Raw genomic sequence first — 14,290 nt, 5'->3', positions numbered from 1 at the left:
GGGAATGTCGGATAGTCCAAAAACACTCTTGCTCGTCGATGGGTCGAGCTATCTGTATCGTGCGTATCACGCTCTGCCGGACCTGAGGAACGGTGAGGGCCTGCCCACAGGGGCAATCTACGGCATGATCAATATGCTGCGCAAGCTGCGCAGCGATTTCCCGGCAGAGTATAGCGCCTGCGTGTTCGACGCCAAGGGTAAGACCTTCCGCGACGACCTGTATCCGGCCTACAAGGAGCATCGCCCGTCGATGCCCGAGGACCTGGCCAAGCAGATCGAGCCGATCCACGAAGCGGTGCGCGCGCTGGGCTGGCCCATCGTGGTGGTGGAAGGCGTGGAGGCGGACGACGTGATCGGCACGCTGGCGCGCCGGGCCACCGCCGAAGGCATGCGCACGGTGGTCTCCACCGGTGACAAGGACCTGGCGCAACTGGTCGACGACCACGTCACGCTGGTCAATACCATGAGCGGGGAAATCCTCGACCCGCCCGGCGTGGCCGCCAAGTTCGGCGTGCCGCCGGTGCGCATCGTCGACTATCTCTCGCTGATTGGCGACGCCGTGGACAACGTGCCCGGCGTGCCCAAGGTGGGCCCCAAGACCGCGGTCAAATGGCTGACCGAGTACGGCACGCTCGACGATGTCATGGCCAATGCCCCCGGCATCAAGGGCGTGGTGGGCGAGAACCTGCGCAACACACTGGCGTGGCTGCCCAAGGCGCGCGAGCTGGTGACGGTCAAGACCGATTGCGACCTGACGAGCTCGCTGGCCGACTTCCACCAGCTTGAGGGTGGCAGCGAGGACAAGGACAAGCTGATTGACTTCTTTGCGCGCTATGGATTCAAGACCTGGCTGCGCGAGGCCACCGGCGAAAGCCTGCCCAACCCGCGCGCCCAGGCACGCGCAAGCGCGGCGCCGCCTGCGGCCGGCGCCGCCGCGGCGGGAGCCGACCCGGGTCCGGCCCAGGGCGGCCTGTTCGACAGCGCCCCGGCCCCGGCCCAGATCCGCTATGAAACCGTGGCCACCGAGGCGGCGCTGGAGGCCTGGATGCGGCGCATCGAAACCGCGCCGCTGGTGTCCATCGATACCGAGACCACTTCGCTGGACCCGCTGCAGGCCCAGCTGGTCGGCATCTCGCTGTCGATCGAGCCAGGCGAAGCCTGCTATATCCCGGTGGCGCACCGCGGCCCGGACGTGGTGGGCCTGGAAGCCAATGGCCAGCTCACGCGCGAGGCCGTGCTGGCACGCATGCGCGCCTGGCTCGAAGACCCGTCGCGCGGCAAGGTCGGCCAGAACCTGAAGTACGATTCCCATGTCTTTGCCAATCACGGCGTCAGCCTGCGCGGCATCGTGCACGACACCATGCTGCAGAGCTACGTGCTGGCGTCCCATCGCAACCATGGCATGGACAGCCTGGCCGAGCGCCTGCTTGGCCTGAAGACCATCAGCTACGAGGAAGTGTGCGGCAAGGGCGCGAGCCAGATCGGCTTTGACCAGATCGACATCGCGCGCGCCACCGAGTACGCGGCCGAGGATGCCGACGTCACGCTGCGCCTGCATTGCAACATGTACCCGCAGGTCGAGGCGTTGCCGGGGGTGCATTACGTCTACGAAAAGATCGAGATGCCGGTCTCGGTGGTGCTGCAGAAGATCGAGCGCAACGGCGTGCTGATCGACGCCGAGCGCCTGGGCGCGCAAAGCACGCAGCTCGGCCAGCGCATGCTGACGCTGGAGCAGGCCGCGTACGAGGCCGCGGGCCAGCCTTTCAACCTGGGCTCGCCCAAGCAGATCGGCGAGATCCTGTTCGGCCAGATGAAGCTGCCGGTGGTCAAGAAGACCGCCAGCGGTGCGCCATCCACCGACGAAGAGGTGTTGCAGAAGCTGGCCGAGGATTACCCGCTGCCCAAGCTGCTGCTGGACTATCGCGGCCTGTCCAAGCTCAAGTCCACCTACACCGACAAGCTGCCGAAGATGGTCAACCCGGCCACCGGCCGCGTGCATACCAGCTACGGGCAGACCACGGCGGTGACCGGCCGGCTGGCTTCCACCGAGCCCAACCTGCAGAACATCCCGGTGCGCACCGAGGAAGGCCGGCGCATCCGCGAGGCCTTTATCGCCGGGCCGGGCAACGTGATCGTGTCGGCCGACTACTCGCAGATCGAGTTGCGCATCATGGCCCATATCTCTGGCGACGAGAACCTGATGCGCTCGTTCGCCGAGGGCGAGGACGTGCACCGCGCCACCGCCGCGGAGATCTTCGGCGTGGCGCCGGATGCCGTCAGCAGCGAGCAGCGCCGCTATGCCAAGGTCATCAACTTCGGCCTGATCTACGGCATGAGCGCCTTCGGCCTGGCCGGCAACCTCGGCATCGAGCGCGAGGCTGCCAAGCACTACATCGACCGCTATTTCATGCGCTATCCGGGCGTGGCGCGGTACATGGAAGAAACGCGCCAGACCGCGCGCGAGCAGGGCTTCGTCGAGACCGTGTTCGGGCGCCGCCTGTGGCTGCCGGACATCAATGGCGGTAACGGCCCGCGCCGCCAGGGCGCCGAGCGCGCCGCCATCAACGCGCCGATGCAGGGTACTGCCGCCGACCTGATCAAGCTGTCGATGATCGCGGTGCAGGACTGGCTGGAACGCGATGGCCTGGGCACGCGCCAGGTCATGCAGGTGCACGATGAACTGGTGCTGGAAGTGCCGCAGGCCGAGCTGGAACTGGTCAAGGTGAAGTTGCCGGAACTGATGTGCAACGTGGCTGAACTGCGTGTGCCGCTGGTGGCCGAGGTTGGCGCCGGCAGCAACTGGGAGGAGGCCCACTAAGCGCGCGGGGCGGCCTTCGGGGCCGCCCCGGGATTGCACCCGTCCCGGTATTCCTGCATCCTGGTTTCGATTGAAGCGACCGCTGAATCGGTGAATGGCGTCTTGCCAGTTGTGCTGCTGTGCAGCAGACTGATGAAAAGCCGAGGTCACTGGCTCGCGTCAGGCCCCGCAAAAGAATATCGACGACACTGGGTAGATCATGAGCACAGAGGGAAGGGCGCATCGCATCATCGTAGTCGGAGGAGGAGCAGGCGGGCTGGAGCTGGTCACGCGGCTGGGCGACAAGCTCGGCAAGGGCGGGGCCGCGCAGGTGGTACTGGTCGACCGCTCCCCCACGCATATCTGGAAACCGCTGCTGCATGAAGTTGCCGCCGGCAGCATGGATCCCCACACCCATCAACTCGAATACGTGGCGCAGGCCCGCTGGCATCATTTCGAATTCCAGCAAGGCGAGCTGACCGGCATCGACCGGGATCGCAAGACGATCTCGGTGGCGGCCTGTGTCGATCTCGACGGCACGGAGCTCTTGCCCGCACGCGATCTTTCCTATGACACCCTGGTGCTGGCGATTGGCTGCGTCACGCATTTCTTCGGCGTGCCCGGCGCCGCCGAGAACGCCATCGCGCTCGATACCGTGGACCAGGCGGAGCGCTTCCGCCGCAAGCTGATCTCGGCCTGCGTGCGCGCCCAGAACGGGCGCGGGCGCATCGGCGAGGATGGCCGCCCGCGCGTGGATGTTGCCATCATCGGTGCCGGCGCCACCGGTGTCGAGCTCTCTGCCGAGTTGCGTAATACCGCGCACGTGCTCAGCGCCTATGGGCTGCATCAGCTTGATCCGCGCCGCGATGTGCGCATCCACGTGGTCGAGGCCGGCCCGCGCATCCTGCCCGCGCTGTCCGAGCGCGTGTCCACCGAAACCACCAAGCTGCTGCACAAGCTCGATATCGAAGTCCTCACCGCCGAGCGCGTGACCGAAGTCACCGAGGATGCGGTGCTGACCGCCAGCGGCAAGCGCATCGACGCCGACCTGACGGTGTGGGCCGCCGGCATTACCGCGCCGGCGGTGCTTTCCACCCTGGGCCTGCCGGTCAGCCGCATGGGCCAGATCATCGTCAAGCCCACGCTGCAAAGCGAGATCGATCCCGATATCTTTGCCTTTGGCGACTGCGCCAGCTGCCCCTGGCCCGAGAAGCAGGGCGCCGTGCCGCCGCGCGCCCAGGCCGCGCACCAGCAGGCCACGTTCCTCTACGGCGCGCTGCGCGCGCGCCTGGACGGCAAGCCGCTGCCGTCTTTTGGGTTCAAGGACCTGGGCTCGCTGGTGTCGCTGGGGCATTTCAGCGCGGTCGGCAGCCTGATGGGCGGCCTGATCGGCGGCTCCATGTTTATCGAAGGGTTGATGGCGCGCGTGATGTACAGCTCCCTGTACCGCATGCACGTCATGGCGTTGCACGGCGCCGTGGGCATGGGGCTGGATACCGTGACCCACTGGCTGCGCAGCAAGACCAGCCCGCGCGTCAAGCTGCACTGACACGCGCCGGCGCAGGGCGAATCGCACTGCGAATCGCCCCGCTTGCCGGCCGCGTGCGCTGGACTCCATGTTTGCTTAGAATCGGATCTCGCCACGGCGGCGGTGCCGCGCCGTGCGTTGTCCATCCAGATTCGCCATCCATGTCAGACAGGAGACCGCATGCTGAAGCCAGAAGTCGACAGCCTCGTACCCAGCCAGTCCTATGACCGCCGCGCCTTCGTCAAGACGGCGCTGGGTTCGGCCTTTGCCGCAGCAGCCTTGCCTGTGATGGCACAGGCCATCAAGACCGATTTCGCAGGCCTTGCCGCCGGCGAGGTGACGATTCCCTCGGGCGGCTTCAACATGCCGGCGTACCGCGCCCAGCCGGAAGGCAAGACCAACCTGCCGGTGGTGCTGGTGGTGAGCGAGATCTTCGGCGTACATGAGCACATCGCCGACATCTGCCGGCGCTTTGCCAAGCTGGGCTACCTCGCCATCGCGCCGGAGCTGTTCGCGCGCCAGGGCGACCCAAGCAGCTTCGGCACCATCCAGGAACTGCAGGCGAAGCTGATCTCCAAGGTCCCTGATGAACAAGTGATGGGAGACCTCGACGCGGCGACGGCCTGGGCCAAGGCCAACGGCGGCAACACCAGCCGCCTGGCCATTACCGGCTTCTGCTGGGGCGGGCGCATTACCTGGCTGTACGCCGCGCACAGCCAGCAGGTGAAGGCAGGCGTGGCCTGGTATGGCCAGCTGGTGGGCGAGCCGACCCCGATCAAGCCGCGCAACCCGATCGACCTGGCCGGCCAGCTCAAGGTGCCGGTGCTGGGCCTCTACGGCGGCAAGGACACCGGCATCACGCAGGAACAGGTCGAGAAGATGAAGGCGGCGCTGGCGGCATCAAGCGACCCCTTTGCCAAGGCTTCCACGTTCGTGGTCTACCCGGAATCCGGCCATGCCTTCAACGCGGACTACCGCCCGAGTTACCGGGAAGCGGATGCCAAGGACGGCTGGCAGCGTTGCCTGGCCTGGTTCAAGCAGCACGGGGTTTGAGGCGCGGCACGCCCTGGTGCGCATTTGCAGCAGGGTGCGGCGCTGTCGCGCCCGTAGCCAGGAGCGGCTTGTGCCACGGGATTTGCAAAACCGGCTGCAACCTACGTACAATGCGGGCTTCGTTTCTTGCAACCGTGTTGCGTTTGAGATCGATGCTGCTCCCTAAGAACGGAAAAGCCGATCCCGGGAGCCCATCATCGATTCCACGCTTGTCTACATCCTGCTTGCAGCCACCATCTCGGGGGTGGGCAGTATCTTTGGCGCGGCGCTGTTGTCGCTGACCGTGGCTTCCCGCGTGGTCGAGCGCATGGTGAGTTTCTCGGTGGGGGTGCTGCTGGCCACGGCGCTGCTGCATTCCCTGCCCGAGGCGTTCGAGTCCGGCGCCGATCCGCGTGCCTTGTTCGGTACCTTGCTGGCCGGCCTGCTCGGCTTCTTCCTGCTGGAAAAAGTCGCGCTGCTGCGCCACTCGCATCATCACGAGGGCGATGGGCACCACCATCACCACGGCCATGACCGAGAGGAAGCCGGCCGTAGCGGCATGACCATCCTGGTGGGCGACACCTTCCACAATTTCGCCGACGGCATCGTGATCGCCGCGGCCTTCCTGGCGGATCCGCATATTGGCCTGGTCACCGCGCTGGCCATCGCCGCGCACGAGATCCCGCAGGAGGTGGGCGATTTCATCGTGCTGCTCAACGCCGGGTTCTCGAAGGCGCGCGCCTTTGCCTTTAACCTGCTGTCCAGCCTGGCGGCGATCGCTGGCGGCGTGGTGGGGTATTACCTGCTCGACCAGATGAGCGGCTGGATTCCCTACGTGCTGGTGATTGCTTCAAGCAGCTTCGTCTATATCGCCGTAAGCGACCTGATGCCGCAGATGCAGCGCAAGCCGCGCTGGCGCGAATCGATCATCCAGGTCGTGCTGGTCGCCACCGGGATCTGCGCCATCTTCTTCATCACCAATGGCGTGCACGAAGCGCATGACCATGGTCATGGCCATGCACATGGCGTGGCGGCTGCCGCCAGGTAAGCTGGCCCTGGCGGCTTGCGCCGCTCGCCATCAGGCCCCGCTTGCTACTGGCCGCGCCGGGTCGGCGCACCACTCGCTCCACGAGCCCGGATAGAGCGCGGCGCCCGGCATGCCGGCTACTTCCAGTGCCAGCAGGTTGTGGCAGGCGGTCACGCCCGAGCCGCACTGCATGATCGCCTCGCTGGCCGGCTTGCTGCCCAGCACTTGCCCGAACTCCTGGCGCAACGCGCTAGCCGGCTTGAAGCTGCCGTTTTCTCCCAGGTTGTCCTTGAAGAAGCGGTTGGCCGCGCCCGGGATATGCCCACCCACGGGGTCCAGCGTTTCATTCTCGCCACGGAAGCGGTCTGCCGCACGGGCGTCCACCACCAGCCGGGCCGGGTTTGCCAGGTTCGCCAGCACGGCGTCGGCGTCCACCGTGGCCACCAGCGCCGCCTTGCGCGTCAGGTTGCCCGGGGTTTCGGGCTCCGGCGTGTTGCCTGCCTCGAGCGGCAGGCCCGCCGCCACCCACGCATTCTTGCCGCCATCCAGCACGGCCACGGCGCCGTGGCCCAGCCAGCGCAGCAGCCACCAGGCGCGCGCCGCGTACATGCCGCCCTGCGCGTCGTAGGCAATGAGCTGGGTGTCTTCGCTAACGCCCAGCACGCGCAGGCGCGCGGTCAGCGTGTTCGGGTCCGGCAACGGGTGCCGGCCGTTGGTGCCGGTTTTCTCGCCGGACAGTTCGTTGTCCAGGTGCAGGTAGAAGGCGCCGGGCAGGTGGCCCACGTGATAGGCCTCGCGTCCGGCGGCCGGGTTGGCCAGGTCGAAACTGCAGTCGATCACGACGCTGTGGCGGCTGCCGTCTTCGCGCAGCGCGCGCAGGTCCTGGCTGGAGATCAGGGTGGTGAACATGGCGTAACCTTGGGTTGGGATCGTTGCGCCGCAACGGCACGGGCAGGCGCGGTGAGAGGGCGGGGTGAGCACGGTCCGCCACCCCCGATGCTACACCTCGGGGTGCACTTCCGCCTCGGCCGACTTGACCGGGGTATCAGCGGTTGGCTGCCGGTTGGAGCCTTCGCGCGCCCGGGTCAGCGTGGTGGCGATGCCGCTGGCGATGATCAGCGCCATGCCGACCCAGGACAGCCAGTTGAGCTGGTCGCGCCAGACAATCATGCCCCATAGGCTGGAGAACACGATGCCGGCGTATTGCAGGTTGGCGGTGAGCAGCGTGTTGCCGCGTTTGTAGGCGCGCGTCATCGCGGTCTGGCCGAGCGTGGCCAGGATGCCGATCGCCAGCAGCAGGCCCGCGCCGCGCCAGGTGTGGGTGCTCGGGCCGGTGTACAGCATCCAGGCCAGGCCGACCACCATCCCGACTGCCGAGAAATAGAACACGATGCGGCCTTCGGGCTCGCCCAGCTGGCCGAGCTGGCGCACCTCGACATAGGCCAGCGCGGTGAACATGCCGGAGATCAGGCCGATCAGGCCACCGGTGAGCTGGTTATGGCCGACAGAAGGCTGCAACAGGCAGATTACGCCGCCGAACGACATCAGGATGGCGCCGATCAGCTTGCGGTCCGCGCCGCCGGTGCCGGTCAAGGCTGCGCCGGCGCCCAGGATCAGCGCGATCCAGACCGGCGACATGTAATTCAGGGTCATCGCCGTGGCCAGCGGCAGCATGGTGATCGAGGTGAACCACAGCAGCAGGGCGGTCACGCCGAACAAGCTGCGCTTGATATGCATGGCCATGTGCGGCGTACGCACCGAGGTGCCCGACGAAGCCAGCACAGTCCACATGATGATCACGCCGATCAGGCTGCGGTAGAACACGATCTCGCCCGTGGCATAGATCTCGGATGCCAGCTTGACGCCCACCCCCATTAAAGAGAAGGCGAAGGCGGCGAACAGCATCCAGAGCGATTGCATGGTGGGGCGAAAGGAAGAATGGACAGCGCGCGAAGCGGGTCCTGGCGGGGGCGGGGATCCGAATCGCGAAAGGCTCCGCATGGGGCGAATGGCCGGCAGGGCAGGCGGCGAGACGCCGGACGCACACCGGAAGCGGCGATTGTATCAGCGAGTGTGCACCGCACCAAAGGCAAAACGGACCGCATGGGCGGTCCGTTTTGCTTGCGTCTGCGCTGCGCTGTCGATGCCGCGGCTCGCTGGGACTTGGCTGGCGGGTCAGTCCGTGAAGGACATGGCGCGGCGATACCATTCATGAAAGTGCTGCATACCGTCTTCCATGGGCGACTGGTATGGACCCGTCTCACTGACGCCGCGTTTGGCCAGCGCCCGGCGCCCGGCATCCATGCGCTCTGCGATCTCGTCGTCCTCGACGCAGGTTTCCATGTAAGCGGCGCGCTCGGCCTCGACGAACTCGCGCTCGAACAGCGCGATCTCCTCGGGGTAGTAGAACTCCACGACGTTGCGCGTCTTGTTCGGCCCGAGCGGGTGCAGGGTGGAGACCACCAGCACGTTCGGATACCACTCCACCATGATGTTGGGGTAGTAGGTGAGCCAGATCGCGCCGTACTTGGGCAGCACGCCGTTGTTGAAGCGCAGCACGGCCTCATGCCACTTCTGGTACGTAGGGCTGCCCGGGCGCTTCAGGCCCGCGTGCAACCCGACCGTCTGGACGCTGTGCCAGTCGCCGAACTCCCAGCTCAGGTCGTCGCAGGAGACAAAGCTCCCGAGGCCCGGGTGGAACGGCACGACGTGGTAGTCCTCCAGATAGACCTCGATAAAGGTCTTCCAGTTGTAGTTGCACTCGTGGATCTCGACGTGGTCGAGCAGGTAGCCTTCGAAGTTCAGGTCTTCGGCCACGCCCAGGCGGGCCAGGTCGGCGCGAACGTCGCGCTGCCCCTCGAACAGCAGGCCGTTCCAGTTCTGTAGCGGCGAGCGGTTCAGGTGGACGCACGGACGCTCGGCGAAATGCGGCGCGCCGAGCAGTTCGCCCTTCAGGTCGTAGGTCCAGCGGTGCAAGGGGCAGACAATGTTCTTCGCATTGCCGCGGCCATTGAGCATGATGGCCTGCCGATGGCGGCAGACATTGGACATGAGCTCGATCCCGTCGGCATTCCGTACCAGGATGCGGCCCTCGTCCTCGGCGGCCAGCGCCTGAAAATCGCCCGTTTCGGGGATCATCAGTTCGTGGCCGACATAGCCCGGGCCCTTCTTGAACAGCAGTTCCAGTTCTTGTTGATGCAGTGCCTCGTCGATGTAGACGTTTACGGGCAACTGCGTATCAGCCGGCACCAGTTTCAGCGCGGTGCTGAGATTGGACATTATCCCCACTCCCTATGACAGGCGAAAGCAGTGAACAACCCAACCATCGAAAAAGAAATCGATTTGGGAAAGACGGTCAGTCGCGCCCTGGCCTGCTTCCGGGCCGACGGATGGGGATCGCGCTGACGAACCGCGGATTGTACCCGAGCGAAAAAGTTAAGGGACTGATTATTTAGCCTTTTTAGCGAAAAAGTCGACCCGGGTCGTCATGGAGGTGTCGTTCAGGGCGCATTCGGAAAGACGACCCAAGCGCACAAGTCACTTTCCGGCAACGCTGTCCATGCCCTCTGTTGCATGGGATGCGGGCAATGTCCCGCTTTGGCGTAAAATCCCAGCTTCCCCAGATTCAATGTCCGCAATGCCAAAGACTACGAGCTCCCCGGCCCAGGCCGATCCGGCCGCGACCGACCAGCGGTCCGCCTCCGCGCCGCCCGCCTCCTACGAGGCTGCCATGGCCGAACTGGAGGCCATGGTCGCCAGCATGGAGGGCGGCGCCTTGCCGCTGGAAGATTCTTTGGCCGCGTACAAGCGCGGGGCCGAACTGGTCAGGTATTGCCAGCAGATGCTCGAACGCGTGGAACAACAGGTTAAAGTGCTGGAGGGCGATGTGCTCAAGCCCATGGCCGCCGACGCCGGAGACCTGGAATGAGCGAATCGCATCAAGCTATCGACGCCGGCGATTTCGCTGCCTGGATGCGCGCCACGGGCGCCAGGACCGAGGCCGCGCTCGACGCCGGGCTGCCGGCTGTGGAAACAGTGCCTTGCACGCTGCACGAAGCCATGCGGTATGCTGTGCTCGGCGGCGGCAAGCGGGTTCGCCCCTTGCTGGTGCACGCGGCCGGTGAAGTAGCGGGCGCTGCCCCTGAGGCCTGCGACGCGGCAGCCAGCGCGGTGGAGATGATCCACGCGTACTCGCTGGTGCATGACGATATGCCCTGCATGGACGATGACGATTTGCGTCGTGGCCGTCCCACCGTGCACAAGGCCTACGATGAAGCGACGGCGCTGCTGGTGGGCGACGCGCTGCAGACCCAGGCCTTCGTGGTGCTGGCCGAATCGGCCTTGCTGGCCTCGCTCGACGCTGCCGCGCGCCTGCGCCTGGTAGCGGAACTGGCCCGGGCATCCGGCTCGGTGGGCATGGCAGGCGGGCAGGCGATCGACCTGCAGCATGTCGGCCTGGCCATGTCGCTGGAAGAACTGGAAGGCATGCACCGCATGAAGACCGGTGCGTTGCTGCGCGCCAGCGTGCGCATGGGCGCTTACTGCGGTGCCGTGGACGAAGCCGGCCTGGCCGCGCTCGACCGCTACGCCGCAGCCGTGGGCCTGGCGTTCCAGGTGGTGGACGATATCCTCGACGTGACCGCGGATACCGCCACGCTGGGCAAGACCGCCGGCAAGGACGCGGCAAACGACAAGCCGACCTACGTGTCGCTGATGGGGCTCGAACCTGCACGCCAGCTGGCGGAGCAGCTTCGGGCCACGGCGCATGAAGCGTTGGCGGTGTTCGGCGCGCGCGCCCGACGCCTGGGCGAACTGGCCGATCTTATCGTGCTGCGCTCGAATTGAATGGATACGCAGGAAAAACTGACAACCGGGCACAAGAATCCGGCCGCCGAACGGACATCATGACCTACGCACTGCTCAAAACTATTGACGACCCCGCAGCCCTTCGCAGGCTGGACCGCCGCCAGCTCAAGACGCTGGCCGACGAACTCCGCGCCTACGTGCTCGAATCGGTGTCGCAAACCGGCGGCCACCTGTCGTCCAACCTGGGCACGGTCGAGCTGACCATTGCCCTGCACTATGTGTTCAATACACCGGACGACCGCGTCGTCTGGGACGTGGGGCACCAAAGCTATCCGCACAAGATCCTGACCGGTCGCCGCGACCGCATGCATTCGCTGCGCCAGTGGGGCGGCATCTCGGGCTTCCCGCGCCGCTCGGAAAGCGAGTACGACACCTTCGGCACCGCGCATTCGTCCACCTCCATCTCGGCTGCGCTGGGCATGGCGCTGGGTGCGCGCACGCTGGGCGAGAAGCGCGTTTCCATCGCCGTGATCGGCGACGGCGCGATGACCGCCGGCATGGCCTTCGAGGCCATGAACAACGCCGGTGTCTACAAGGACCTGCCGCTGCTGGTGGTGCTCAACGACAACGACATGTCGATCTCGCCGCCGGTGGGCGCGCTCAACAGCCACCTCGCGCGGTTGATGAGCGGCAAGTTCTACGCGGCGACCAAGAAGGGCATTGAACGCGTGCTGTCAGTGGCCCCGCCGGTGCTCGAGTTCGCCAAGCGCTTCGAGGAACATGCCAAGGGCATGATGGTGCCGGCGACGCTGTTCGAGGAATTCGGCTTCAACTACATCGGCCCGATCGACGGCCATGATCTCGAATCGCTGGTGCCGACGCTGCAGAACATCCGCCAGCGCGCCCTCGAAGGCGGCGGCCCGCAGTTCCTGCATGTGGTCACCAAGAAGGGCCAGGGCTACAAGCTGGCCGAGGCCGACCCGATCCTGTACCACGGCCCCGGCAAGTTCAACCCGGCCGAAGGCATCCGCCCGTCGACCAAGCCGGCCCGCAAGACCTACACGCAGGTGTTCGGCGAATGGCTGTGCGACATGGCCGCCGCCGATCCCAAGCTGGTGGCGGTGACGCCGGCCATGCGCGAAGGCTCCGGCATGGTCGAGTTCGAGAAGCGCTTCCCCAGCCGCTACTACGACGTGGGCATCGCGGAGCAGCATGCCGTGACGTTCGCCGGCGGGCTGGCCTGTGAAGGCCTCAAGCCCGTGCTGGCGATCTACTCCACGTTCCTGCAGCGCGGCTATGACCAGCTGATCCACGACGTGGCGCTGCAGAATCTGCCGGTGGTGTTCGCACTCGACCGCGCCGGCCTGGTCGGCGCCGACGGCGCTACCCATGCGGGTGCCTACGATATCGCGTTCCTGCGTTGCATCCCCAACTTGATGGTGATGACGCCGGCCGACGAGAACGAATGCCGCCAGCTGCTGACCACCGCGTACCAGCAGGATTGCCCGACCGCCGTGCGTTACCCGCGCGGCGCCGGCACGGGCGTGGCGACCGAGGCCGCGCTCACCGCGCTGCCGGTGGGCAAGGGCGAGATGCGCCGCACGGGCGGGGCGCGCGCCGGCCAGCGCGTGGCTTTCCTGGCGTTCGGCTCGATGCTGCATCCGGCGCTGGGCGCGGCCGAGGCGCTCGACGCCTCGGTGGCCAACATGCGCTTCGTCAAGCCGCTTGACGAGGCGCTGGTGAAGAAGCTCGCGAGCGAGCATGACTACCTCGTCACCGTCGAAGAAGGCTGCGTGATGGGCGGCGCTGGCAGCGCGGTGCTCGAAGCGCTGGCCGCCGCCGGCATCGCCATGCCGGTGCTGCAGCTCGGCCTGCCCGACCGCTTCGTCGATCATGGCGACCCGGCCTTCCTGTTGTCGCAGTGCGGGCTGGACGCCAAGGGCATCGAGCAATCGGTGCGTGAGCGCTTCAACCTGGCCCAGCCTGCCGTCGCCACCCGCGCGGCCTGAGCCAACGGCGCGCCCGCAGCTTGCGGGCGCGCCGGTTTTCCTGATGGTTTCCTGATGCCATCACCCGTGCATCCCGTACGGGTATCGCCCCGCTCGTGGGCAGTCAAAGGCAAATTCCCTTAGAATCCCAGGTTCTGTGTTCGCAGCTGCGGGAAGCCATCGGCTTTGCCATCCCCGCGGTTTCACACTCGTTGCGCGGCAAGGTTGACTGCGAAAAATGCCGCGACCGTAGAGGAAACCTGATCGATATGAATGACATCAATCCCGCCTTTGTGATGCCCGACGTGCAGTCGAGCCTCGATACCCGCCAGATCCCCATCCAGCGGGTTGGCGTGAAGGGCGTGCGTTACCCCCTGTCGCTGAAGACGCCGGCTGGCGTACTGGCCACCGTCGGCACCTTCAATCTCGATGTGCACCTGCCTGCCGACCAGAAGGGCACGCACATGTCGCGTTTCGTCGCGTTGCTGGAAGAAGAGCGCGAGCCGCTGGAACTGGCGAGCTTCCGCACGCTGCTCGACAAGATGCTGGTCAAGCTGGAAGCCGAGGCTGGCCGCATCGAAGTGACCTTCCCGTATTTCATCAACAAGACCGCGCCGGTATCCGGCGTGCAATCGTTGATGGACTATGAAGTCACGCTGATCGGCGAAGTGCGCAACGGCGCCACCAAGGTCTTCCTGAAAGCCCTGGTTCCGGTCACCAGCCTGTGCCCGTGCTCGAAGAAGATCTCGCAGTACGGCGCGCACAACCAGCGCTCGCACATCACCATGAACGTCGAACTGGCGGCCGACCTGCCGGTCGAGGCGCTGGTGCGCATGGCCGAGGAAGAAGCCTCGTGCGAGTTGTGGGGCCTGCTCAAGCGCCCGGACGAGAAATTTGTCACCGAGCGCGCTTACGAGAACCCCAAGTTCGTCGAGGACCTGGTGCGCGATATCGCCATGCGCCTGAATGCGGACGATCGCATCGTGGCCTATGTGCTGGAGGCCGAGAACTTCGAGTCCATCCACAATCACAGCGCCTACGCCGTGATCGAGCGCGACAAGCGCGCGCAGTAAGCCCGCCGTGCCGCAGTAAAAAAAGCCACCGTAAGGTGG

11 protein-coding genes are annotated in these 14,290 nt (G+C 65.9%); 8 read left to right on the top strand and 3 right to left on the bottom strand.

The features are described 5' to 3' along the window. Positions 1–4: 4 nt before the first annotated feature. The 4 genes from polA to AC1Q7Q_RS20130 all read left to right on the top strand — a co-directional run bounded on the left by polA (position 5) and on the right by AC1Q7Q_RS20130 (position 6,405). The gene (gene polA, locus AC1Q7Q_RS20145; RefSeq protein ID WP_492373996.1) at positions 5–2,818 is read left to right on the top strand and encodes a DNA polymerase I; all 2,814 of its coding nucleotides are present in this window, start codon (positions 5–7) and stop codon (positions 2,816–2,818) included. Between the two features lie 199 nt (positions 2,819–3,017). Then, entirely contained in the window at positions 3,018–4,346 is a 1,329-nt protein-coding gene (locus AC1Q7Q_RS20140) for an NAD(P)/FAD-dependent oxidoreductase (protein WP_492373997.1), read from the top strand. A gap of 159 nt (positions 4,347–4,505) precedes the next feature. Further along, the gene (locus tag AC1Q7Q_RS20135) at positions 4,506–5,378 is read left to right on the top strand and encodes a dienelactone hydrolase family protein (protein ID WP_492373998.1); all 873 of its coding nucleotides are present in this window, start codon (positions 4,506–4,508) and stop codon (positions 5,376–5,378) included. A 193-nt stretch (positions 5,379–5,571) separates the two neighbouring features. Further along, positions 5,572–6,405, top strand: a complete 834-nt coding sequence (locus AC1Q7Q_RS20130; RefSeq protein ID WP_492374036.1) for a ZIP family metal transporter — start codon at positions 5,572–5,574, stop codon at positions 6,403–6,405. A gap of 30 nt (positions 6,406–6,435) precedes the next feature. Here AC1Q7Q_RS20130 and AC1Q7Q_RS20125 read toward each other — a convergent pair whose 3' ends face one another. The 3 genes from AC1Q7Q_RS20125 to AC1Q7Q_RS20115 form a co-directional block, all read right to left on the bottom strand. Then, complete coding sequence (locus AC1Q7Q_RS20125; protein ID WP_492373999.1) at positions 6,436–7,293, bottom strand: sulfurtransferase; 858 nt, start codon at positions 7,291–7,293, stop codon at positions 6,436–6,438. A 90-nt stretch (positions 7,294–7,383) separates the two neighbouring features. Next, the gene (locus tag AC1Q7Q_RS20120; RefSeq protein ID WP_441634467.1) at positions 7,384–8,304 is read right to left on the bottom strand and encodes a DMT family transporter; all 921 of its coding nucleotides are present in this window, start codon (positions 8,302–8,304) and stop codon (positions 7,384–7,386) included. A 255-nt stretch (positions 8,305–8,559) separates the two neighbouring features. Then, positions 8,560–9,663, bottom strand: a complete 1,104-nt coding sequence (locus tag AC1Q7Q_RS20115) for an aromatic ring-hydroxylating oxygenase subunit alpha (protein ID WP_174428233.1) — start codon at positions 9,661–9,663, stop codon at positions 8,560–8,562. A gap of 358 nt (positions 9,664–10,021) precedes the next feature. Between AC1Q7Q_RS20115 and AC1Q7Q_RS20110 the strand changes: the two genes are divergently transcribed. The 4 genes from AC1Q7Q_RS20110 (at position 10,022) to folE2 (ending at position 14,251) form a co-directional block, all read left to right on the top strand. After that, on the top strand, positions 10,022–10,312 hold the full coding sequence (locus AC1Q7Q_RS20110) for an exodeoxyribonuclease VII small subunit (RefSeq protein WP_492374000.1): 291 nt from the start codon (positions 10,022–10,024) through the stop codon (positions 10,310–10,312). Further along, on the top strand, positions 10,309–11,229 hold the full coding sequence (locus AC1Q7Q_RS20105; RefSeq protein ID WP_492374001.1) for a polyprenyl synthetase family protein: 921 nt from the start codon (positions 10,309–10,311) through the stop codon (positions 11,227–11,229). Before AC1Q7Q_RS20110 ends, AC1Q7Q_RS20105 begins: the two co-directional genes overlap by 4 nt. Before the next feature lie 59 nt (positions 11,230–11,288). Next, positions 11,289–13,199 (top strand): 1-deoxy-D-xylulose-5-phosphate synthase, encoded by a 1,911-nt coding sequence (gene dxs / locus AC1Q7Q_RS20100; protein ID WP_492374002.1) that lies wholly within the window; start codon positions 11,289–11,291, stop codon positions 13,197–13,199. Positions 13,200–13,447: 248 nt separating this feature from the next. Further along, positions 13,448–14,251, top strand: a complete 804-nt coding sequence (folE2, locus tag AC1Q7Q_RS20095; RefSeq protein ID WP_150984189.1) for a GTP cyclohydrolase FolE2 — start codon at positions 13,448–13,450, stop codon at positions 14,249–14,251. The last annotated feature ends 39 nt before the right edge of the window (positions 14,252–14,290 follow it).

It is taken from the genome of Cupriavidus sp. GW823-FHT07A04 (assembly GCF_058794615.1).
This window is presented reverse-complemented; position numbering and strand designations above follow the sequence as displayed.

Bases quoted from the DNA above. Each gene is read 5' to 3' on its own strand.
- folE2 (WP_150984189.1), top strand. From the start codon at position 13,448: ATGAATGACATCAATCCCGCCTTTGTGATGCCCGACGTGCAGTCGAGC.
- AC1Q7Q_RS20120 (WP_441634467.1), bottom strand. From the start codon at position 8,304: ATGCAATCGCTCTGGATGCTGTTCGCCGCCTTCGCCTTCTCTTTAATG.
- polA (WP_492373996.1), top strand. From the start codon at position 5: ATGTCGGATAGTCCAAAAACACTCTTGCTCGTCGATGGGTCGAGCTAT.
- AC1Q7Q_RS20115 (WP_174428233.1), bottom strand. From the start codon at position 9,663: ATGTCCAATCTCAGCACCGCGCTGAAACTGGTGCCGGCTGATACGCAG.
- AC1Q7Q_RS20125 (WP_492373999.1), bottom strand. From the start codon at position 7,293: ATGTTCACCACCCTGATCTCCAGCCAGGACCTGCGCGCGCTGCGCGAA.
- AC1Q7Q_RS20110 (WP_492374000.1), top strand. From the start codon at position 10,022: ATGCCAAAGACTACGAGCTCCCCGGCCCAGGCCGATCCGGCCGCGACC.
- dxs (WP_492374002.1), top strand. From the start codon at position 11,289: ATGACCTACGCACTGCTCAAAACTATTGACGACCCCGCAGCCCTTCGC.
- AC1Q7Q_RS20140 (WP_492373997.1), top strand. From the start codon at position 3,018: ATGAGCACAGAGGGAAGGGCGCATCGCATCATCGTAGTCGGAGGAGGA.
- AC1Q7Q_RS20105 (WP_492374001.1), top strand. From the start codon at position 10,309: ATGAGCGAATCGCATCAAGCTATCGACGCCGGCGATTTCGCTGCCTGG.
- AC1Q7Q_RS20135 (WP_492373998.1), top strand. From the start codon at position 4,506: ATGCTGAAGCCAGAAGTCGACAGCCTCGTACCCAGCCAGTCCTATGAC.